This is a genomic window from Nonomuraea sp. NPDC003560 (assembly GCF_042878785.1).
Taxonomy (GTDB): Bacteria; Actinomycetota; Actinomycetes; order Streptosporangiales; family Streptosporangiaceae; genus Nonomuraea.
The window spans coordinates 1-21,156 of sequence record NZ_JBIAOF010000008.1; the positions used below are offsets into that span (position 1 = coordinate 1).

The following is a 21,156-nucleotide window of genomic DNA, read 5'->3' on the forward strand; positions in this document are numbered from 1 at the left end:
GGGGTGTTGTGGGTGGCCACCGGGCCGTCCCGCCGGCCCCGGGGGGGGGGGCGCCCCCGTGGGGGGGGCGGGCCCGCGGGCCGCGGCCGCCGCCCACGGCTCGGGTTCCGCCGCCGGTCAGGGCACCCAGTGGTTGCCGGTCACCGTGATCATGACCTGGAGCTGGATGCTGGCCGAGTAGTAGCTGCTCGCGTCGATCGGGGTGCCGAGCATCTTGTTCCAGAGCGCGTCGAGCCAGGACTGGCTGCCGGAGTCCGTCATCGCCGCCACCGCGAACGGGGCGAAGAAGGCGGCCTCGCTGCCGCTGGAGATCTGCGTGCCGTTCAGCTTGTAGCCGATGGCGATCTTGCCCGGGTCGCCGCCGGTCTTGCTCCTGATCCAGGAGTTGAGCTTCCTGGCCGAGGCGAGCGACTTGGCGTCGCCGCTGGTCACGGCGTCGTCGGCGATGCGCCACGGGGTGCGGCAGGCGTTCCACCAGTACTGGCCGTCGTTCGGGTCCTCCAGCACCTGGCCGGGGGCCGGCTTGGCGGTGGTGTTGGTGTTGACCACGAAGTCCGGCAGCAGGCCGGTGGCCGAGGCGTAGTTGTTCTGGAGAGTGGTGATCAGGTTCTGGTGGGCGGTCCTGATCGTGTCCCAGGCGCTGTTGCCGGTCGCCTTCCTGAAGGCCCTGAAGTGGTCGACCATCCAGTCGGAGGTGCGGGTGATGTAGTAGTACTGGTCGCCCGAGCTGCTCCAGTCGCCCAGCTTGAGCAGGTTCGTGGACGGGTTGATCTCGTCCTTCTTGATGGCGTTGATGTGCTTGATCGCCAGGTCGAGGTAGTTGTACGTGCCCGCGCTGCCCCACTGCCGGTGGGCCAGGAGCAGGCCGTAGGCGACGTCCATGTCGCCGTCGGTGGCGCCGTCGCTGCCGTCGACGCTCTTGCAGGCGGTGTCCTGCTCGGCGGCCAGCAGGTCGGGGTTGATGGACGACGGGTGGGCGAGCATCCACTTGACCATGCCGTCGAAGATCTTCTTGGCGTCGGGGTCGGCCCCGGCCATGGTCGCGACGATCACCATGCCGTAGCCCTGGGCCTCGGCCACGTACGGGTGGTCGGCGTCCGGGGAGATGACCTCGTACCAGCCGTTCCCGCAGTTCTGCCGGACGAAGGCGGCCTTCCACCGCTTGTAGTAGTCGACCACCCGCGCGTCCAGCGTGGCCTGGTCGCCGGAGGGACGCAGCATGCCCGCCGCGTACGGGATGGTGTGGCTGCCGAAGGGCACCGCGGGACCGCCCCCGCTGCCGGGCTGGGTGGTCGCCGTGACGGCGCCGCCGGCCGCCGACTGGTTGCCCGCCGCGTCGCGCGCCTTGACCGTGTAGCTGTAGGCGGTGGCGGGGGTCAGGCCGGTGTCGGTGTACGTGGTGCCCGCCACGGTGGTCACCAGGGTCGAGCCCCGGTAGACGAGGTAGCCGGTGACGCCCACGTTGTCGGTGGCTGCGTCCCAGGCCAGGGAGACGCTGGTGGAGGTGGTGCCGGTCGCGCGCAGGTTGCCCGGGACGGAGGGCGGGGTGGTGTCGGTCCCGCCGCCGCCGCCGCTGCCGTAGACCTCCAGCTCGTAGAGCGAGTAGCCGTACGTCGTGCCGCGGGCGGTGCCGTACATGCGCACGTACCGGCCGCTGCCGCTGACCGTCAGGTCGTCGGTCGCGCCGTTGCCGGAGGTGGTGGAGTAGACGTCGGTCCAGGTGGCGCCGTCCGGCGAGGTCTGGATCTTGTACGACTTGCCGTAGGCCGCCTCCCAGCTCAGCTTCACCCTGGAGACGTTGTACGTGTCGCCGAGGTCGACCCTGATCCATTCGGGGTCGTGGCCCTCGACGCTGGCCCAGCGGGTGGAGGCGTTGCCGTCCACCGCCTTGGCCGCCTCGAAACCGCTGCCCTCGACCGAGGAGGCGGTGACCGGTTTGCCGCCCGACAGGAGCGTGTCGGCGCTGGAACCGGCCGCGGCGGTGGCCGGCGGCGCCAGGGGCGCGGCCGCCATCAGGGCCGCGACCAGGGCCGTGACGAGCAGCGACGACCGCCGGGGTCGCCGCTCAGGACGTCTGATCATGCGTTGATCCTTCGGATAGGGGGTGCCATAGGGCCATCCGCAGGTGGACCGTGATCGGTGAGCAGGCGTTAGGAAACTTTCCTAACGCTCATAGCGGACGGTAAACAAGAACACCCTCATCCGCAACCCTTCCCCTCAAACCAACCCAGCCGTTCACCTCCCCGACACGAACACACCACCAAAAACCAGACAAACCCCACACCTGGACGGGACCTGCCTTCAGAAACCGCGGGGGACGGCGGAGACGGGCCACTCCCGCCGGGTGGCGATCTCGGGGTAGCGGAACCCTTCCGCCAGCCCCTCAGCGACGCTCTGCGGGGCGGCCTGCCTCCGGACATCGCCCCCGCCCTGATGCACGCCGGCGTCGTCCTCCACACCCGAACGGCCGACGTCCCGGCCGCACCAGAGGCGGCGGGGGCCGGTATGACTCGCGCCCCGGCCGCACAAGGGCGGCAGGCGGCCCGGTACGACTCCCGACCCGGCCGCACAAGGAGCGGCGGGCGGGCCGGTACGGTTCGCGCGGCGGCCGTGACCGCCCGGACGCATGCGCCGCCCGGACGGCGCGTGCGTCCGGGCGGCGGTGGCGTCAGAGGCGTTCGAGGAGCTTGCGGAGCTGGGCCACCTCGGCCTGCTGCGTGCTCTCGATGGCCTTGGCCAGCTCCTTGGCCTGCGGGTTCACCCCGCTCGTCTGCTCGGTACGGGCCATCTCGATCGCCCCCTCGTGATGGGCGATCATCTGCTCGGCGAAGAGCCGGTCGAAGGCGGCCCCCTTGGCCCCGCCGAGCTTCTTCATGTCCTCGGCGGACATGATCCCGGGCATGTCATGCCCCATGCCCCCGGACGGGACGGGCTTGCCCCACTCGGTCAGCCAGCCCTTCATGGTCTGGATCTCCGGGTCCTGGGCGGCCTTGATGTCGGCCGCGAGCTTCTTGATCTCGGGGTCCTTCGCCCGCTGCGGGGCGAGGTCGGCCATCTCGACCGCCTGCTGGTGGTGCGGGATCATCATCTGGGCGAACATGACGTCCGCGTCGTTGAACGACTGCTGCGACGGCTGCGCACCGCCGCTCTCGGTGGCGCTCTCGGTGGCGCCGGCGGTCGCGGCCCCGGGCGCGGCGGCCGTGGAGGCGGTGTCGTTCGCGCCGCACGCGGTGAGCAGGACGAGCGCGCCTGCGGCGGCGGCGAGGCCGATCTTACGGTTGACGGACATGCTGATGTGCTCTCTCGTTCGCTGGAACTGCGGGTAGGCCGATGCGCGCGGATCGCCGTCGAGGGCGTCCGGGCGAAGGGCCGGCCTATATGCGCAGGATCGAGAGACGAGCCAGCCGCAGGGACGTCGGTCGCGGCGGCGGCCGTGCGACCGGCCGGAAGGCCGGGCCCGGACCGGCGCCGCCGACGGCCCGCCGCCGCACCCCGGCCCACAGGGCCAGCAGCACCACGACGAGCAGCGAGGTCAGGACGGCCAGGCACACCCCGGCCGGATCGAGCCCCGGCATCTCATGGCCGGGCGCGAGCCCCGCCAGGGCGGCGACCGGGGCGACCGGGGCGACGGGCAGCTCGTGAGCGACCGCCAGGCCGTGCCGGGCGTTCGCCATGTCGTGCCGGGCGTTCACATGGCCGAGCGTGTGCATCCCGCACACGCCGAGGGCGAGGACGACGAGCAGGAGTGCACGCGCACCCCGCCGCAGGATCCCCACCGGCCCTCCCCCGTCGCTCCGGCTCTTACGAACGTGCAGGATACGGGAGCCGCCCACCTCCAGCAACCTGAACCCGGTACGGGTATCGGAGGCCTAGGGGACCAAGACCGCCGTTCCCCAAGTGCCGGCGGCGGAGAGCTTCAGCGTGTCAGAAGAACTGGCCGAGGCGGAACGGACGTACCACGAGCGGGACCTCGGACCGGCTGATGACCTTGACCTTCCTGAAGCCGGTCAGCCAGTCGGCGGTCACCTTGACGCATTTCAGGCGCACCTCGTGCTCGCCCGGCGGCGCGTACCGGGAGATGACGACGCCCTTCTTGCCGAACCCCATCCCGCCCAGCCCGATCCCCACCTCGCGGAACATCCGCCACGACCCCTTGACGGGGAACGCCGTGGACCCGACGACGGCGTGGTTGGCCTGGCTGGGGCAGTGGATGAGCAGCCGGATGGCGTCGTTCTGGTGCGGCGCCGCCGGCGAGACCCGGAAGGACGTGAGCTTCTTCCAGGACGTGTCCCCGTCCGGCCCGGTGGCCGCCGCGGCGATGGCGGCGGGTCCCGCGGCGACGACCGCGACGGCGACCGCTGCCGCCCATGTGATCGACCGCATCGTTCCCCTCACGCTGAGTGACCAGATGCTTCCCATTCTGGCCACTTCGCCCCAGCGAGGAAGGACGCCACGCCGGGCACGGCGAACGGGCGGCTCGCCGTGCCGGGGGTCACCGCGCGGTACGGCCCGCGCCCCCCGAACCGACGGTCCGGGGGCGGGGCGCGGTCAGGAGCCCTGGTGCAGGCGGGCGATGCCGCGTTCGATGGCCTCGATGATCCGCGGACGCAGCTCGGCGGCGCTGATGATCGCGTCCACCGAGCCCACCTCGACCGCGCGCTGGATGTTGTGCACCCGGTCGAACTCCGCGGCCACTTCGCCCAGCTTCTCCGCCCGTACGGCCGGCTGGACCTCGGCCAGGCGGGCGTTGAGCGCGGCCCGCTCGGCGCCGCTGGCCGCCGCGACCTGCCGCTGCAGCTCGCTCACGCGCGGGTCGGTCGCGGTGCGGTTGTTCACCTCGCCGGAGAAGACCACCGCCGCGGCCGGGGCGCCGCCGAGCACCGAGGCGAACGAGCCCTCCAGCGCCAGCACGGTCATGTTCGGGTTGAGCGCCTTGGAGAACACCACGAACGCGCCGCCGTGGTAGCGGGAGATGACGCAGAACACGATCGGCCCGTCGAAGTTGACGATCGCCCGGCCGATCTCCGCGCCGTACTCCAGCTGGAGCTTGCGCATCGACTCGGGCGAGCCGTCGAAGCCGGACAGGTTCGCCAGCACCACCAGCGGCCGGTTGCCGGAGGCCGCGTTGATCGCCCGCGCGGTCTTCTTCGACGAGCGCGGGAACAACGTGCCGGCCGTGTACGAGTCGGGCCCGTCCGCGGGCGGGAAGCCGCGCCGCGGCACCGGCCGTGACTCGATGCCGATCAGGCAGACCGGCCGGCCGCCGATGTGCACGTCCTGGACGGCCGAGGTGTCGGCGTCGGCCATGCCCGCCCAGCGTTCCAGCACCGGGTGGTCCTGGTCGGACAGGGCCCGCATCACGGTGCGGATGTCGAACGGCTTCTTCCGGTCGGGGTTGTGCTCGGCGGAGAAGATCTGGCCGACGGTGGTGAAGTCGCTGCCCGCCACGGCGTGCGGGTAGTCGCGGACGTCCCGGTCGGCCGGGTCGGCGGTCGGGGCCCGCCGGGGGCCGTTCTCGCCGGGCACGACGTAGGTGTGGTCGTAGTGGGCCATCAGCACGTCGCGGGCGGCCGGCAGGTCGGGCGCCCAGTACTGGGCCTGGCCGTTGGGCCCCATGACGCGGTCGTAGCCGCCGATGCCGAAGTTGTCCTCGGCCGACACGCCGCCGGAGAAGTCGAGGGACTGCTTGCCGGTGAGCACCATCGCCGAGTCGGGGGTCATCACCAGGATGCCCTTGGTGTGCATGAGCATCGTCGCCTCGGCGTTCCAGTACGGCTGCGCCCCCACGGTGATCCCCGCGACCACGATGTTGATCTCGCCGCCGGCCTGGGTGAAGGTGACGATGCGCTTGAGCGCCGCCGCCACCCAGTCCATGTTCTCGGTGCCCGAGGTCATCGAGATCCGGGCGCCGGCCGACAGCGCGAACCACTCCAGGGGCACGCGCATGCGCTCGGCCAGGTCGAGCGCGGCGATCACCCGCGAGCACTCCGGCTCCGACAGCGCGCCCAGCGCCTTGGTCGGGTCGCCGAGCAGCACCACCCGGGTGACGCCTTCGGGGTGGCGGGCGGTCGGCGTGGTGACCACGCCGGCCACGATCGCCGCGGAGTTGTTGCCCTTGGGCCGGTCGACCGGGACGAGCACGCCGTCGGCGTCGAGGTCGTGCTCGACGAAGCGGCCCTGCGGGCCGGCGAGCAGGCCGGTCAGCTCGTAGGGGTAGGCGTTGCCGCGCCGGGCGGCGCGCAGCACCTTCTGGCGGTAGTCGTCGAGCGGCTGGACCGGCTCGTCGGACGGCTTGCCGACGTGCAGGCTGGCGCCGTGGCCGGGGCCGAGGGTGATGCGCACGGCGACCTCGCTCAGCTCGCCCGAGGGGGTGCGCTGGCGGGCCACGAACTGGACCTCCTCCAGCCCGGCGCCCGCCGTGGTCGGCAGGATGCGCTGGACCAGCATGTTGAGCTCGTCGGTGGTCAGCTCGGTCGAGGGCCAGACGTACATCATGATGCGGTTGGTGTCGAAGCGCTTGTTCTGGGGGCGCTGGGCCTGGATGTTGCGGATCGCGTCGAGGCCGGCGTTGAGTGCGTCCTCGACGGCGGGCAGCGCGACCAGGCGGCCGTCGGCCTCGCGCAGCGGCGTCAGGTCGCGGACCTGGCCCATGGCGATGAGCCGCTCGTCGGCCGGGTTGCTCTTGGCGACGGCCTTGAACAGGTAGAGCTCCTCGTCGACCGAGGGCAGCCGGGTGAGGTCGAACTCCTGGAGCCGGTGCAGTTGCAGGCGCTGGGCGATCTGCGGGTGCAGGCCGCGGATCAGACGGTCCTCGGCGAAGCCCGCGCCGTCGGGGCGGAAGGTGAAGTGGTGGTGCATGACCGCGCCGCTGGTGCCCAGGACGGTGGTGGTGATCCGCCGTACGCCCGCGATCTGCGGGCGCCCGGCCAGGACCTGCCCGAGCCGTACGGCCATCTCCTCGGCGTCGGGCTGGTCGTCCCAGGTGAGGTAGAGGTCGGCGACGAGCCCGCGCCCACCCACCCCCTCGGCCAGCGCGCCGACGGCGTCGATGGCGTCGGGCAGGGCGGCGATGTCGACGGCGGTGGTGACCAGGCGGGTCACGCCGCGCGGGCCGGAGTGCTCGGCGGTGACGAACCGGCAGCCCGCCCTGTCGAGGGTGGCGACCTGCGACAGCCCGCGGTTGCCGTAGTAGCGGCGGGTCAGGACCTCCAGCAGCGGCGCGAGGTCGCGTTCCGGCCGGCCGATGCGCTGGCCGAGCAGCCGGACGAGCGGCTCGGAGCTGGCCACCATGGCCTGGATGCGCTCGGCGCGGTCGGGCGCGTCGGGGTCGCGGTCGAGGTGGCGCAGCTCGTCGCGGACGGCGGCGTAGACCTTGGCGCGGTTGCGGCGCAGCAGCGGCTGGGCGAACCAGCGGAACACGACGCCGCGGGCCAGGTCGGCGACCACGGGGAAGCGCACCTGCGTGGCCTCGACCAGGTGCTCCAGGGCGAGCCCGGCCCGCTCGCCGAGCGGCTCGCGCGGCGGCGCCCCGGCCAGCCAGGCGCGCAGCAGCTCCGACACGACGGCGACGCCGGCGGTCATCCGCTGCTGGGCCAGGAAGATCCGGAAGACCGCGGCCTCCAGCTCCGGGGTGCGGTCGAGCTCCTCGACGCCGTAGTGCCTGAGCATGCGCCGCAGCTTGGCCTGGAACGCCTCCGGCAGGCCGGCGCGCTCGACGTCGAGGCTCTGCAGGTAGCTGTGGAAGTACTCGCGCGGGCTGTGCACCGGGCTGCCCGGCTCGACGTCGAGCTCGCCGCCCGGCTTGTTGCGGCTCAGCTCGGACAGGTCGGCGAAGACGGTGAGCAGGTCGAGCTCGCCCTCGATCACGCGGTCGTCCAGCTCGGCCCGCGCGGCCAGGTAGCCCGACAACATGCGGGCGCGCTCGTGGCGGTCGGCGTCGAAGCCGAGCAGCAGCTCGCGCAGGTCCTGGACGCCGCGCTCGGCCTGTTCGGCGGCGGAGGCCCGCGGCGGGGCGGCGGGCAGGTCGATCTCGGCGGCGCCCGTCGAGGCGGCGGCCTGCTCGGCCTCGGCGCCGGCGAGGGGTTCCAGGCGCATCAGCGGCGCGCCGGCCTCGACCTGGCTGCCGACCGAGACGCCGCACTCGCGGACGCGGGCGCGGAACGGCGCGCGCAGCACCGTCTCCATCTTCATGCTCTCCAGCACCAGGATCGGCGCGCCCGCCTCGACCTCGTCGCCGGCCGACAGGGGCGTCGCCACCACCAGCGCGGGGGCGGGCGAGCGGACGACGCCGCCCTCGTCACGGCTGATGCGGTGGGTGACGCCGTCGACCTCGACCAGGTGGATCGGGCCGTGGGTGGCCGACATCAGGCGGAAGCGGCGGCCGTTGACGGTGATGCGGCCGGCGTGCTCGTCGAAGCGGTCGATCTCGACGTCGAGCGGGTGGGAGCGGTCGCCGTCGGAGATGCCGACGCGGAAGCGCCGCTGCCCGGCCCTGGCCACCGTGAGCCGGTAGCCGGCGCCGCGGAGCTTGAGGGTCAGCGGGCGGCCGGTCTCGTGCTGCACCTGCGGGCGCCCGCCGTGGGCGGTGGCCAGCAGCCGGTTGCGGCTGACCTCCTCCTCGTCCTGGTACGCCTCGATCGCGGCGGCGGCCAGGGCGACCGCGGAGTGGCGGTGGCTGACCAGGCGGCCCTCGGCGCGTACGCGGTCGATCCAGCCGGTGTCGGCGACGGCGTCGATCACCTCGGGCTGGTCGAGCAGGTCGAGCACGAAGCTCTTGTTGGTGGCGCCGCCCTCGATGATCACGGTGGTGGCGGCCATCGCGCGGCGCAGGCGGGCCAGGGCCTGCTCGCGGTCGCGGCCGTAGGCGATGATCTTGGCGATCATCGAGTCGAAGTCGGCGGGGATGGTGTCGCCCTCGCTGACGCCGGTGTCGACGCGGATGCCGGGCCCGGCGGGCAGCACCAGGCGGGCGATCCGGCCCGGCGCGGGGGCGAAGTCGCGGTCGGGGTCCTCGGCGTTGAGCCGGGCCTCCACGGCGTGGCCGCTCTCGGCCGGCCGGGGGCCGTCCAGGCGACCGCCGGCGGCGACGTGCAGCTGCAGCCGGACCAGGTCGGTGCCGGTGGTCAGCTCGGTGATCGGGTGCTCGACCTGGAGCCGGGTGTTGACCTCCAGGAAGGCGAACATCTTGTCGCCTGGGTGGTAGAGGAACTCGACGGTGCAGGCGCCGCGGTAGCCGACGGCCACGGCGAGCCGGGCGGCCGACGCCTTCAGCTCGTCGGCCTGGTCGCCGGTCAGGACCGGGGAGGCGGACTCCTCGATGATCTTCTGGTTGCGCCGCTGCACCGAGCAGTCGCGCACGCCCAGCGCCCACGCGGTGCCCTGCCCGTCGGCGATGACCTGCACCTCGACGTGGCGGGCGCCGGTGACCAGGCGCTCCAGGAAGACCACGCCAGAGCCGAACGCGCGCTCGGCCTCCTGGCTGGTGCGCTCGTAGGCGTCGGCCAGCTCGTCGGCCGAGGCGACCATGCGGATGCCGCGCCCGCCGCCGCCCGCGGTCGCCTTGAGCATCAGGGGGTAGCCGATCTCGTCGCCGGCGCGCAGGGCGTCGGCGAGCGTGGCCACCTCGCCGCGGCTCCACGGCGCGACGGGGACGCCGACCTCCTCGGCGATGAGCTTGGCGCCGATCTTGTCGCCGAGCCGGCGCATCGCCTCCGCGCTCGGCCCGACGAAGGTGACGCCGATCTTCTCGCACAGCTCGGCGAAGGCCGGGTCCTCGGCGACGAAGCCCCAGCCGACCCACGCGGCGTCGGCCCCGGTCTCGATCAGCGCCCGCTCCAGCACGGCGTGGTCGAGGTACGGGCGCGCGGAGGCGGGCCCCAGCGGGTAGGCGACGTCCGCCTCGCGGACGAAGGTCGCGTCGCGGTCGGCGTCGGTGTAGAGCGCGATCGTCTCGATCCGCTTGCCGGTCTCCGCCGAAAGATCCCGGACGGCGTGGATGAGCCGCATCGCGGCCTCTCCGCGGTTGACGATGGCGACACGATTGAACACCGGTTGAGCCTCCCACGTACCCCGTACAAGTAGGCGAAGTCCGGGGTCGTCCCGGAGCCTCGCCTGTCACTGTCTCTACCGTGCTCGATCACCGCCGCGTGCACCAATGTCCGCATAGTGCACGCCGGGGCTCCTGCTTTGTGCAGATCCCACAAAAACGGGCCCCGCCACAGGGTTCGAGCGCCGGTTCCCGTGGCAGCCTGCCACAAGCCGTCACGGTACCGACGACTGTACCGGCGACCCGGGTCACGCCTGCGCAGCCCTCGCCCGCCGAGCCGCCGGCCCAGGACGGAACGTCCATGTATGTGGCAGAGTGCGGGCAACTACAAGATCGAAAGGTGCGTGCCTTGGCCGTCCCCCTCGCCGCCTCCCTCGCCGCCCTGACGCTGGCCTCCTCGCTCACCTCGCCGTCCGCGGCCCAGCCCGCCGCCCAGCCCGCCGCCCAGCCCGCCGCCCAGCCCGCCGCACTGCCCGCCTGCCCCCTGATCTTCGGGCACGGCGGCTACCCGACCGGCGCCAACGCCTGGGAGCGGGACCAGGTGCGCCAGCCCAACAACCCCACCGCCGTGAAGCGTTACAAGGGCTGGGGCGCCTCCGGCGTCGAGGCCGACCTCCAGCTCACCAAGGACGGCACCAAGGCCGTCATGTGGCACAACACCTCGACCTGGGGCCTGTCGGGCACGAAGAAGAACATCACCGAGATCTGGTGGGCGGCGGGCGACACCGCGCTCAAGGGCCGGACCATCGTGCGCGGCCTGTTCAAGGGCGAGACCGTCTACACCTTCCGCGAGTGGCTGGCCGCGATGAGGTCGGCCGGCATGATCGGGCTGGTCGAGATCAAGCCCGAGGCCCGCCAGTCGCTGCTCAGCTCGAACGCCACGATCAAGGCGCAGGCGTGGAACGAGGTGCTCGGGCCGGTCAAGGAGAACCACCAGTCGCAGGAGATCATCCTGTACTCCCACGACAGCGCGATCGCCGCCGAGCTCAGGAGCCGCGTGACCGCCGCGGGCCTGAGCCAGGTGCTGACCGGCGGCCCGATCTGGCCGGAGGTGACCAAGTGGGAGGAGCCGCCGCCCTCCTGGACCCTGAACGAGAACGCGTGGAAGTCGGCGCTGGCGAGCGGGGCCAAGCGGGTGGCCACCGACTACACGCCGGAGTTCAGCGCGTGGCTGAAGGGCAAGTGCCAGTGACCGCGTCCTGAGGACGCGGGCGAGGTTCGGGCCGGGCGGCGGCGCGCCCCCGAGGGACGCGTCCGCCGCCCACGCCGCCCCGGGCGCACCGTGGCGCCGGGTCAGTCCGTGGCGCCGGTCAGTCCGTGCAGCCGGTCAGTCCGTGGCGCCGGCCAGGCCGTGCAGCCGGGTCAGGCCGTGGTGCCGGTCAGTCCGTGGTGAGGGCGTCGAGCAGGTCGCCCACCTTGGCGTCGGGCACCGACCTGGCGACTTCGGCGAGCGCGACGATCCCGACGAGCCGGTGCCCGTCGATGACCGGCAGGCGCCGCACGCGGTGGCCGGCCATGGTGCGCAGGATCTCGCGGGCGTCGTCGTCGGCGCCGATGGTGACGGCCTCGCCCTGGGCCAGCTCGCCCGCCCGGCACTGAGCCGGGTCCTTGCCCGCGGCCAGCACCTTCACCACGATGTCGCGGTCGGTGAGCATGCCCTTCAGCCGGTCGTCGGAGCCGCAGATGGGCAGCGACCCGACGTCCATGCGGGCCATCTTCTCGGCGGCCACCAGCACGGACTCCTCGGCGCTCACGCACTCCGCGTGCGGGGTCATGATCTCTCGTGCGGTCGGCACGATGTTCCTCCTCGTCTCGGGGTTCCGCCCGACTGCCCGCCGCCCGGCGGCCGAAACCGGTCGCTAGCGCGGCTGGGCGTCCGGGCCGGGGGCGGGGAGCGGGAGGCGCAGGGCGAAGCAGGGGCCGTCCGGGGTGTCCTCGATCTCCAGGTCGCCCTGGTGGGCGCGGGCGATGGCGCGGGAGATGGCCAGGCCGAGCCCGCTGCCCCCGGGGTCGCGCCGGCGTCCCTCCGACAGGCGGACGAAGGGGTCGAACACCCGCTCGCGGTCGTCGGGCGCGACGCCCGCGCCGTCGTCGCGGACCGTGACCACCGCCTGGCCGTCTCTGCGCTCCACCCGGACCTCGACCACCGTGCGGGTGTGCCGCTGGGCGTTGACCAGCAGGTTCGTCAGCACCTCGCCGAGCTGCACGCGGTTGCCGAGCACCTGGAGGTCCTCCTCGACGTGCACGCGGATCAGCAGCCCCGCCCGCCGGCTCGCGACCTCCTCGCGGACCAGCTCGCCGAGCCGCACCGGCTCCCGGTCGTGCGGGGAGGCCGTGCGGACGCGGGCCAGCAGCAACATCTCCTCGATGATCGCCTGGAACCGGTCGGCGGTGGACAGGGCGTCGCTCAGGGCGGCGCGGGGGTCCACGTCGGGATAGGTCAGCGCCTCCTCCAGCCGGGCGCGCAGGCCGGTCAGCGGCGTGCGCAGCTCGTGGGAGACCATGGAGGAGAAGTTGCGCTGCTGCTCGACCGCCTCCTCCAGGCGGGCCAGCGTCCTGTTGGCGGTGCGCGCGAGCTCGGCGACCGCGTCGCCGCCGGGCGGCTCGGGCACCCGCTTGCTCAGGTCGGTGACGGTGATCTCGGCCATCCTGGCCCGCATCGCCTCGACCGGCCGCAGCGTGCGCCCGATGAGGAACGCGGCGATCCAGGTCAGCAACGCGCTGACGGCCAGGCCCCCGGCGACGATGATCAGCTCCAGGCGGTGGGTGGACAGCAGCGGCGGCTCCACCCGGGCGGCGTAGACGACGTGGGACGCGCCGTGCCACAGCAGCCGCTCCTCCTGCGGCGAGGGCCGGGTGGCGGTGAACATCAGGCACTCGTCCCCCCGGCAGGCCACGCCGTGCCGGATGCGGTCGTCGGAGGGCGGCCAGAGCGTGCTGATGGGCGGCCTGCCCCGCGCGGCCCGGTTGGCCGCGACCACCTGCCCGCGGGCGTCCACGAGCTGGATGAGGTCGACGTACGAGGTGGTGACCGGGGGCGGGAAGGTGGTGCCCATCGAGCCGATCCACTCGGTGGTGGCCCGCTGGGTGTCGGCGAAGACGTCCTGCCGCATCCTGTCGCGGATCAGCAGGTCGAGGGCGACGCCGATCGCCGCGCAGACGATGAGCGACAACACGGCGGTCGCCAGGATGAGACGCGCCTGGACCGAGAGCCGAAGCGGCCGCAGGGCCCCCACCCCCTCACCGGTCTCGCCCGGGACTCCTGCCGCCCACATGCTCTCAACCCGGCTCTCATGGCACGCCCAAGGAGCGGCAATGACCGCGTCGGCGGCGATACGCAGTTCAGCAATTGCTCCCACAATGGCCAGGGATATACGCCAATAACCGATTTACCGTGACTTATACCGACCGTCAGGGCCGTCAATACAAATGCCCGATTTGTTTCATGGCGGTGGCCGCGACTCCTGCTGTACGATCGCCATTCGTGGCAGCGGGGCTTTCCGGTGGCGCCGAACGGTTCGGGGGTTCGGGCGATTCGGGCCCGCGTCCGGCCGTGCGCGCGCCGCGATTCTGCCCTTGCCCGGCCGGGAATCGCGTCGCCCGGCCAAGGAATCGCGCCGGCCAGTCAGGAGAGAGCATCGTGAAGATCGCACACGCCGCCGCCGCGCTGGCCCTCGTCGCCGGCCTCGCGGCCTGCGGCGGCGGCGCCGCCCCCACCCCCACCAGCGGCTCCGGAGGCTCCGGCGGGCTGGAGAAGACACAGCTCCTCGTCGGCGTGGTGCCGGTGCCGTCGGCGGCGCCGCTGTTCATCGCCGAGAAACGCGGTTTCTTCAAGGCCGAGGGCCTGACGGTCAAGACCGAGATCATCCAAGCACCTCAGGCGGTCATGCCGAAAATACTCAACGGCAGCATGGACGCGTTCCTGACCTCCTACGTCTCGCTGCTGTCCATCAACGATTCCGGCGCGGCCAAGCTCAAACTGTTCCAGCACAGCCAGGAGTCGGCCCCCGGAATCGCGGGCGTCGTCGTGCCCAAGGGGTCGCCGGTCAGATCCGCCACCGACCTCAAGGGCAAGACGGTCGCGGTCAACGTGCTCAAGGCGCTCGGCCAGACGGTCACCAACGCCCACCTCCAGCAGGCCGGGCTCGCCCCCGACGCCGTCAAGTACGTGGCGATGCCGTTCAACGAGCAGCTCGGCGCGCTGGCCTCGGGCAAGGTCGACGCCGCCTGGCTGGTCGAGCCGTTCCTGACCGCCGCCAAGAAGGCGGGCGGCACCGAGGTGATCGACACCATGTCGGGCCCGACCGCGGGCATCCCGATCGACGGCTGGGGCGTGTCCGAGTCCTGGCTGGCCGCCAACCCCCGCACCGCCGCCGCCTTCCACCGCGCCCTGGCCAAGGCCCAGGCCGTCGCCGCCGCCGACCGCAAGGCGATCGACGAGGTCATCCCGACGTACACGCAGATCGACGCGGCGAGCGCGGCGGCCATGAAGCTCGGCGTCTTCTCGATGGAGCCGCCCCGGGACGGCTTCCAGAAGCTGGCCGACCTGCTCGTCGGCTACGGCTACCTGAAGAGCAGGCCCGACGTCGGCACGCAGATCGCGACCGGCCTGGAATGATCACGCGGGGCGGGCGGCTGGTCCTCGGGGCGGCGGGGGTCGCCGGGGCGCTGGTCCTGACCGAGGCCGCGGGCCGGGCCGGGCTGATCGACCCCGGGGTGCTGCCGTACGCCTCCGACGTCCTGGCCGCCGCGGCCGGGCTGGCGGCCGACGGCGCCTTCCACGCGCAGGTGCTGGCCACGCTGGGCGCCTGCGCGGCCGGCCTGCTGATCGCGATCGCGGTGGCGGTGCCGGCCGGGCTGCTGCTCGGCACGGTGCCGGTGGTGGAGCGCTCGGCGCGGCCGCTGGTGGAGTTCCTGCGGCCGATCCCGTCGGTGTCGCTGATCCCTCTGGCCATGTTCCTGTTCCCGGACAGCGCCGACGCCAAGACCTCGCTGATCGTCTACACCTGCTGCTGGCCGCTGCTCGTCAACACCATGTACGGCCTGTCCGACGTCGACCCGCAGGCCAAGGAGACGCTGCGCAGCTTCGGCTTCGGCCCGCTGGCGGTCGTGCTGCGGGTCTCGCTGCCGAGCGCCGCGCCGTTCGTCGCCACCGGCGTGCGCATCTCCGTCGGGGTCACCCTCATCGTCGCCGTCAGCGTGGAGCTGATCGCGGGCGGCGACGGCATCGGCACGTTCCTGCTCCAGGCCGGCAGCGCCAACCACGTCGACCGGGTGCTGGCCGGCACGCTGTGGGCGGGCCTGCTCGGGCTGGCGGCCAACCTGCTGGTCACCACGGCCGAGCGGCGGCTGTTCCGCTGGCACCACGCCCGCGCGCAGGTCGCGGCGTGACCCGGCCGGGGCCGGGTGGGGCCGCGACGACCGTCCGGCGGTGGGCGCGCCGCCACTGGCTGCTGCCCGTGGTGGCGGCGTCGTGGGAGCTGGTCGCCCGGCGGGCGGCGGCCGTCTACTTCCCGCCGCCCAGCACGATCCTGGCGCGGCTGCGCGAGATGTGGTTCTCCGGCTCGCCGGGCCGGCTGTTCCTGACCGACGAGGCGGTCGCCGACCTGCTGCCCAGCCTCGGGCGGCTGGTGGCGGGCTGGGCGCTGGCCGCGCTGGCGGGGGTGGCGCTGGGCCTGGCCCTGGGCCGCCTGGAGTGGCTGGCGGCGCTGGCCGAGCCGCTGCTGCACCTCGGCCGCTCGGTGCCGCCCGCGGCGCTGCTGCCGGTGTTCCTGCTGCTGTTCAAGATCGGCACTCCGATGCAGCTCGCCTCGATCGTGTACGGGGTCGTGTGGCCCGTGCTGATCAACTCGATGGACGGCGGCCGCCACGTCGACCGCGGCTACCTCGACACCGGCCGGGTCTTCCGCCTGTCGGCGGCCACCCGCCTGTTCCACGTCGTCCTGCCCGCGGCCGCGCCGAAGATCCTGGCCGGGCTGCGGCTCAGCGTGTCGCTGGCGCTGATCATGATGGTGATCTCCGAGCTGTACGGCAGCAGCGAGGGCATCGGCCACCGTCTGCTGGAGGCGCAGAGCCAGTTCGACATCCCGGCCATGTGGGCCGGGATCGTGCTGCTGGGCGTGCTCGGCGTGGCGCTCAACTCGATCTTCCTGGCGGCCGAGCGCAGGCTGCTGCGCCGCTACGCCCGCGCCTGACGTTCAGCCCCGGCCGTGCAGGCGTTCGATGATCTCGCGCTGCCGGGCGACGTGGAAGCCGCGGTCCGGGGCGGCGTCCAGGTCGGCGGGCCGTTCGACGTCGTGCGCGGCGTACTCGCGCGCCCACAGCCCGGTCTTGACCCGGCTGGGCAGGTTCGCCATGCCGGGCCGGCGGCGGGCGCGGCGCAGCGCGGCCAGGTCCAGCTCGGCGGCGGCGACCAGCGTCTCCCCCGGCCCGGCCTGGGCCAGCGCCCGGCCCTCGTGGTCGATCACCTCCGAGCCCCCGTTGACCGAGTCGCCCGGGATCGCGATGCCGGACAGCCCGGCGGTGTTGGCCGAGACGACGAAGGCCAGGTTCTCCAGCGCGCGGGCGCGGCGGGCGACGGCCTTGGGGGTCAGGGCGGGCGAGTACGCCTCGGAGGTCGGGTTGCAGAACACCTCCGCGCCGCGCAGCGCCAGCGCCCTGGCCAGCTCGGGCACCAGGATCTCCTCCGAGGCGAGCGCGGCCAGGTTGCCGATCTCGGTGCGCGCGACCGGCAGCACGCCGTCGAGGCCGTACCGGTCGAGGTAGCGTTCCCACACGTCGTACGGCGTGGGTGTGAACAGCGAGTGCAGCCGCCGGTAGCGCAGTACCGCCTCGCCCGCCGGGGAGAGGATCACGCACGCCTGGAAGTACAGGCCGGGGAAGTGCTCGTCGCGCTCGTAGGCGTTGACGCACAGGAACACGTCCTCGTCGGCGGCGATCGCGGCCAGCGCCCGGTACTCGGGCCCGTCCACGTCGAGGGCGGCCTTCTCGCGCCACTCGGCCGGGCCCTGCCCGGCGGGGAAGCCGGTCAGGACGTACTCCGGCAGCACCACCAGCCGCAGGGCGGGGCCGAGCCACGCCTTGCTGCCGCCGACGCGCTCCGCCACGCGCCCGACGGCGGCGGCCAGGTCGGCGCGGTCGGTGACGGCCCTCGCCGCCACCTGGAGCGCCAGCGCGGTGTAGGCGGTCATGTCAGGCGGTCCTGCGCTCGTCGATCAGCGTGCGCCGGACGCACTCGCCGTTCCTGATCCACTGCCAGGTGCGGCTGCGGGAGTCGCCGTCCGGGCTCAGCACGATCAGCTCGAACAGCCGAAGGTCGTCGCCTTCGGCCTTGAAGCGCCAGGTCAGGTAGATGGTGCTGTCGTCGAGCTCCCAGAACTGGCCGGTCAGCCGATCGGTGTCGAACGCGCACCGGCCGCCGCCCAGGTACGTGCCGGGGAACTCGTGCACCTCGGTGCGGCCGTCGTCCCAGCGGTAGCGGTTGGTCTGGTGGTAGCCGGTGTCGTCGACGATCGCGCAGGTCATCTCGACGTGGTGGCGGTCGATCACGGCGCCGTCCTTGTCGACGTGCACGTACTCGCCGGCCCACTCGCCCTCGTGGCGGGCCAGCAGCGGCATCTCGGCACGCAGTCCCATGCTCTATCCTTCCCTGGGGTGCCACCACGGGTCGGCGGCCCCGGACCGGTTGATCAGGTACGCCCTGCGGCGCAGGAACCGGCCGATCGAGGCGGCGCCCATGCGCGAGCCGCCGAGCCCCGACAGGCCGAAGGAGTTCTTCTCACCCTCGTGGACGAGCGCGGTCAGCGCGGCGTCGTTGACGCTGACCGCGCCGGCGTTCAGCCGGGCCGCGACGGCCAGCGCCTCCTTCTCGGTGGCGGCGAACACGGCGGCCGACAGCCCGTACGCGCTGTCGTTGGCCAGCTCCACCGCCTCCTCCGCCCCGGACACGGCCATGACCGGCAGCACCGGCCCGAACGTCTCCTCCGTCATGACCAGCATGTCGTGCCGCACCCGCGACAGCACGGTGGGACGGCACCACAACCCGCCGCCGTGCCGCTCGATCGCGCCGCCCGTGTGGGTCAGCGCGCCCTTGGCGGCGGCGTCGGCCAGGTGGGCCGCGATCACGCCGGCCTGCGCGGGGTCGATGATCGGCCCGATGGGGCCGCCCTCGCAGGTCAGCCGGGTCCGCGCGGCCCGGTCGGCGAGCAGGCCGAGGAACGTGTCGTACGCGCCGCGCTCGACGTAGACGCGTTCGACGGACTGGCAGGACTGCCCGGCGTTGGCCGTGCCGCCCCACAGGACAGCCTCGGCCGCCCGTTCCAGGTCGGCGCCCGCCAGCACGATCGCCGGATCCTTGCCGCCCAGCTCCAGGTGGGCGGGGACGAACGCGCGCGCCGCGGCCTCGGCCACCCGGCGGCCGGTCGGCACGCTGCCGGTGAACACGACGGTGTCCACCAGGCCGACGAGCCGTTCGCCGGTCTCGGCGGCCCCCTCGACCAGCCGCAGCGGCAGCTCGGCGGGGACCAGCCGCATCAGCGGCTCGATGAAGCGCGGCGTCACCTCGCTCGGCTTGACCAGCACCGCGCAGCCGGCCGCCAGCGCGGGCACCGCGTCGATCAGGGCGAGCAGCAGCGGGAAGTTCCAGGGGCTGATCACCCCGGCCAGCTCGTACGGCACCGCGTCGCCGCCCACCGCGATCCCCGGCAGCGCGGCCGGCCGTTCGGGCGGAGGCGCGAGCAGGGCGGGGGCCTGGCGCGCCCAGCGTTCGGCGAGCCCGGCGGTGAGCTGCCGTTCCAGCCTGGACTCGGCCTCCCGGCCCGTGTCGGCCATCAGCGCGGCCAGCAGCTCGTCGTCGGCCGCCAGCGCCCGGCCGAACGCGGCCAGCACCTCGCCCCGGTCGGCGGCCCGGTCGGGGGCCCGCCAGTCGGGGGCCATCGCGCGCAGCCCGGCCGCGATCTCCGCCAGCCGATCGGGGCCGACGGGCGCGAGCGGCCGCTCGGCGCGCCCGGTGAGCGGGTTCCTGACGACGTGCCCGGTCGAAGGCGTCACGAGGCCCATTCTGAACACGTTGACCGTCGCGGTGTCCAGCCGTACGCTACCCCGAATGATCTTCGATGCCGGGGAGCTGCTGCGGGTACGCGCGGCGCTGCGCGCGGCCGGCTGCGCGGTGTGGATCGCCGGCGGCTGGGGCGTCGACGCCCTCGTCGGCCGGGCCACCCGCGACCACCACGACCTCGATCTGCTGCACCGGGCCGAGCAGGAGCCGCGCGTGATCGGGGCGCTGGAGGCGCTCGGCTACACCGAGCGGGACGGCGCGGTGCCCGGCCGTCCGGCCCGTTTCGTCATGGCCGACGACCTCGGCCGCGAGCTCGACCTGCATCCGCTCCGCTTCGCCGCGGACGGCTCGGCCGTGCAGGACCTCGACGACCGGGGCGGCGCGCTCTTCTACCCGGCGGCCGCCTTCACCTCGGGCACCGTCGCCGGGCGGCGCGTGCCGTGCCTGTCGGCGGCCCAGCAGCTCGCCTTCCACCAGGGGTACGAGCCGAGGGAACGCGACCTGCACGACCTGGCGCTTCTGCGGTCGCTGCCCGAGGCCACCGGCGGCTGAGCCGGTCAGCCGGGCCGGTCAGCCGGACCGGTCAGCCCTGGAGCAGCGCCGCGATCGTGGCCAGCAGCGCGATCGGCCCCATGACGGCCACCGTCACCACGGTCGCGCTGCGGCCGGGCAGCAGGCGGGCCAGCACGCGCGCGGCCCTGCGCCGCGCGGGCCCCGCGCCGGGCAGCACGAACAGCCCCAGCGTGAACGCGCCGGCGGCCAGGGCCTCGGCGTGGCTGGTGCTCGATCCGGCCGCCTCCAGCAGGCCGGCCACGCCCAGGCCGCAGGCCAGCGACAGGAGCAGGTTGCCCATGGCCACGAGCGCGGCGCGGGCCGGCGTCGGCCGCTCCTCGGACAGGAAGTGGTCGGCGACGCGCAGCGCCAGCGAGAGCGCCACCGCCAGCAGGCCGCCGACGACCGGCGTGACGACGGTCGTGGCCGACAGCGTCACCAGCGCCAGCACGCCGACGAACGCGCTGCTGGTCACGAACCGCCGCAGGTCGAACGGCTCGGCGGGGGCGGCGGGCGCCGGGGCGGGCCGCGGGCGTTCCCACTGCCGGTCCGCGTGGACGGTGGGGGCGGGCGGCGCCGGCTGCTCGTGGTGGCCGCGCGGCGCGTACTCCACCGGCGGCAGCAGGGCGGAGACGGCGTCCATGGTGAGCGTGCTGGCGCCGGGCCGTTCGGGCGGGAGCGGACGGCCGCCGGGGTCGAGCGCCCCGGCCTGCCGCAGCAGCTCCCGGGCGACGGGCCGGGCCGCCGGATCGACGCGCAGCGCGCCGGCCAGCCAGCCGCGCAGCCACGCGGGCGCCTCGTCGAGCCGCGCCCGTCCCTCCATGGTGTTGAAGCAGACGGCCTCGAACGACCCGGTGCCGAACGGCGGCAGCCCGGTGGCGGCGAAGAACACCGTCGAGGCCAGCGCGTGCACGTCGGCCGCCGGGGTGACCTGCGAGGCCCGGATGATCTCCGGCGCCAGGTAGCCGGGCGTGCCGACGAACATGCCCGACTGCGTCAGCCGGGCCGCGTCGACCAGGTGGGCGATGCCGAAGTCGATGACCAGCGGCTCGCCGCCGACCAGCATGACGTTGGCCGGTTTGAGGTCGCGGTGGATCACCCCGGCCACGTGGATGTCGACCAGCGCCTGGCACAGCCCCTGCGCGAGCCTGACGACCGCGTGGGGCTCCAGGGGGCCGTCGGTCAGGACGGCCTGCTCCAGCGTGCGCCCGTCGGCGAAGCGCGTCACGACGTAGGGCCGGTGGGCGTCGAACTCGGCGTCGACGACCTCGGCGACGTACCGGCTGCGCACCCGGCGCATGGTCTCCACCTCGCGCACCAGGCGGTCGCGCGCCTTGAGGTCGGCGGCGACGTGCGGATGCAGCACCTTGATCGCGACCTGGCGACCCGCGCCGTCGAGACCGAGGTGGGCGACCCCCATGCCGCCCTCGCCGATCTTCCTGATCACCCGGTAAGGGCCGAGATGCTCCTGCGTCTGAGCACTCATCCTCGACGTCATCCTCCG

The 21,156-nt window shown here is 73.6% G+C and carries 16 protein-coding genes; 5 read left to right on the forward strand and 11 right to left on the reverse strand.

Features of this window, described 5'->3' with window-relative positions; translation table 11 throughout:
* Positions 1-117 precede the first annotated feature (117 nt).
* From ACFYUV_RS28875 to ACFYUV_RS28895, 5 genes are all read right to left on the reverse strand, one after another.
* Positions 118-2,082, reverse strand: coding sequence for a glycosyl hydrolase family 8 (locus ACFYUV_RS28875; protein ID WP_387673256.1), 1,965 nt, complete (start codon positions 2,080-2,082; stop codon positions 118-120).
* A 586-nt stretch (positions 2,083-2,668) separates the two neighbouring features.
* Positions 2,669-3,289 carry a DUF305 domain-containing protein gene (locus tag ACFYUV_RS28880; RefSeq protein WP_387673259.1) on the reverse strand — a complete coding sequence of 207 codons (621 nt, stop codon included), beginning with the start codon at positions 3,287-3,289 and terminating at the stop codon, positions 2,669-2,671.
* 85 nt (positions 3,290-3,374) lie between these two features.
* Positions 3,375-3,776, reverse strand: a complete 402-nt coding sequence (locus ACFYUV_RS28885) for a hypothetical protein (protein WP_387673262.1) — start codon at positions 3,774-3,776, stop codon at positions 3,375-3,377.
* A 148-nt stretch (positions 3,777-3,924) separates the two neighbouring features.
* Entirely contained in the window at positions 3,925-4,383 is a 459-nt protein-coding gene (locus ACFYUV_RS28890; RefSeq protein ID WP_387673264.1) for a hypothetical protein, read from the reverse strand.
* A 165-nt stretch (positions 4,384-4,548) separates the two neighbouring features.
* Entirely contained in the window at positions 4,549-10,047 is a 5,499-nt protein-coding gene (locus tag ACFYUV_RS28895) for a carboxyl transferase domain-containing protein (RefSeq protein ID WP_387673266.1), read from the reverse strand.
* A 347-nt stretch (positions 10,048-10,394) separates the two neighbouring features.
* On the opposite strand from ACFYUV_RS28895, the gene ACFYUV_RS28900 reads away from it, so the two are divergent.
* The gene (locus ACFYUV_RS28900; protein ID WP_387673269.1) at positions 10,395-11,237 is read left to right on the forward strand and encodes a glycerophosphodiester phosphodiesterase family protein; all 843 of its coding nucleotides are present in this window, start codon (positions 10,395-10,397) and stop codon (positions 11,235-11,237) included.
* Positions 11,238-11,424: 187 nt separating this feature from the next.
* Here ACFYUV_RS28900 and ACFYUV_RS28905 read toward each other — a convergent pair whose 3' ends face one another.
* Positions 11,425-11,841 (reverse strand): CBS domain-containing protein, encoded by a 417-nt coding sequence (locus ACFYUV_RS28905; RefSeq protein WP_357982139.1) that lies wholly within the window; start codon positions 11,839-11,841, stop codon positions 11,425-11,427.
* A 63-nt stretch (positions 11,842-11,904) separates the two neighbouring features.
* Positions 11,905-13,320, reverse strand: a complete 1,416-nt coding sequence (locus tag ACFYUV_RS28910) for a sensor histidine kinase (RefSeq protein ID WP_387673273.1) — start codon at positions 13,318-13,320, stop codon at positions 11,905-11,907.
* Positions 13,321-13,685: 365 nt separating this feature from the next.
* On the opposite strand from ACFYUV_RS28910, the gene ACFYUV_RS28915 reads away from it, so the two are divergent.
* From ACFYUV_RS28915 to ACFYUV_RS28925, 3 genes are read left to right on the forward strand one after another with little or no spacing between them, the layout of a single operon-like run.
* Entirely contained in the window at positions 13,686-14,663 is a 978-nt protein-coding gene (locus tag ACFYUV_RS28915) for an ABC transporter substrate-binding protein (RefSeq protein ID WP_387673275.1), read from the forward strand.
* Positions 14,660-15,436 carry an ABC transporter permease gene (locus ACFYUV_RS28920; protein WP_352359971.1) on the forward strand — a complete coding sequence of 259 codons (777 nt, stop codon included), beginning with the start codon at positions 14,660-14,662 and terminating at the stop codon, positions 15,434-15,436. The genes ACFYUV_RS28915 and ACFYUV_RS28920 overlap by 4 nt, the downstream gene beginning before the upstream one ends.
* Positions 15,433-16,239, forward strand: coding sequence for an ABC transporter permease (locus ACFYUV_RS28925; RefSeq protein WP_387673279.1), 807 nt, complete (start codon positions 15,433-15,435; stop codon positions 16,237-16,239). The genes ACFYUV_RS28920 and ACFYUV_RS28925 overlap by 4 nt, the downstream gene beginning before the upstream one ends.
* A gap of 3 nt (positions 16,240-16,242) precedes the next feature.
* Here ACFYUV_RS28925 and ACFYUV_RS28930 read toward each other — a convergent pair whose 3' ends face one another.
* From ACFYUV_RS28930 to ACFYUV_RS28940, 3 genes are read right to left on the reverse strand one after another with little or no spacing between them, the layout of a single operon-like run.
* Positions 16,243-17,235 (reverse strand): nitrilase-related carbon-nitrogen hydrolase, encoded by a 993-nt coding sequence (locus ACFYUV_RS28930; RefSeq protein WP_387673280.1) that lies wholly within the window; start codon positions 17,233-17,235, stop codon positions 16,243-16,245.
* 1 nt (position 17,236) lies between these two features.
* The gene (locus ACFYUV_RS28935; RefSeq protein ID WP_364335060.1) at positions 17,237-17,680 is read right to left on the reverse strand and encodes a hypothetical protein; all 444 of its coding nucleotides are present in this window, start codon (positions 17,678-17,680) and stop codon (positions 17,237-17,239) included.
* A 3-nt stretch (positions 17,681-17,683) separates the two neighbouring features.
* Positions 17,684-19,093 carry an aldehyde dehydrogenase family protein gene (locus ACFYUV_RS28940; protein ID WP_387673283.1) on the reverse strand — a complete coding sequence of 470 codons (1,410 nt, stop codon included), beginning with the start codon at positions 19,091-19,093 and terminating at the stop codon, positions 17,684-17,686.
* Between the two features lie 55 nt (positions 19,094-19,148).
* On the opposite strand from ACFYUV_RS28940, the gene ACFYUV_RS28945 reads away from it, so the two are divergent.
* Positions 19,149-19,652: a nucleotidyltransferase domain-containing protein gene (locus ACFYUV_RS28945; protein ID WP_387673286.1), complete on the forward strand. Its 504-nt coding sequence runs from the start codon at positions 19,149-19,151 to the stop codon at positions 19,650-19,652.
* A 31-nt stretch (positions 19,653-19,683) separates the two neighbouring features.
* Here the strand turns inward: ACFYUV_RS28945 and ACFYUV_RS28950 are convergent, their stop codons facing one another.
* A complete protein-coding gene (locus tag ACFYUV_RS28950; protein ID WP_387673289.1) occupies positions 19,684-21,138 on the reverse strand; it encodes a serine/threonine-protein kinase in 1,455 nt (484 codons plus the stop codon).
* Positions 21,139-21,156 lie beyond the last annotated feature (18 nt).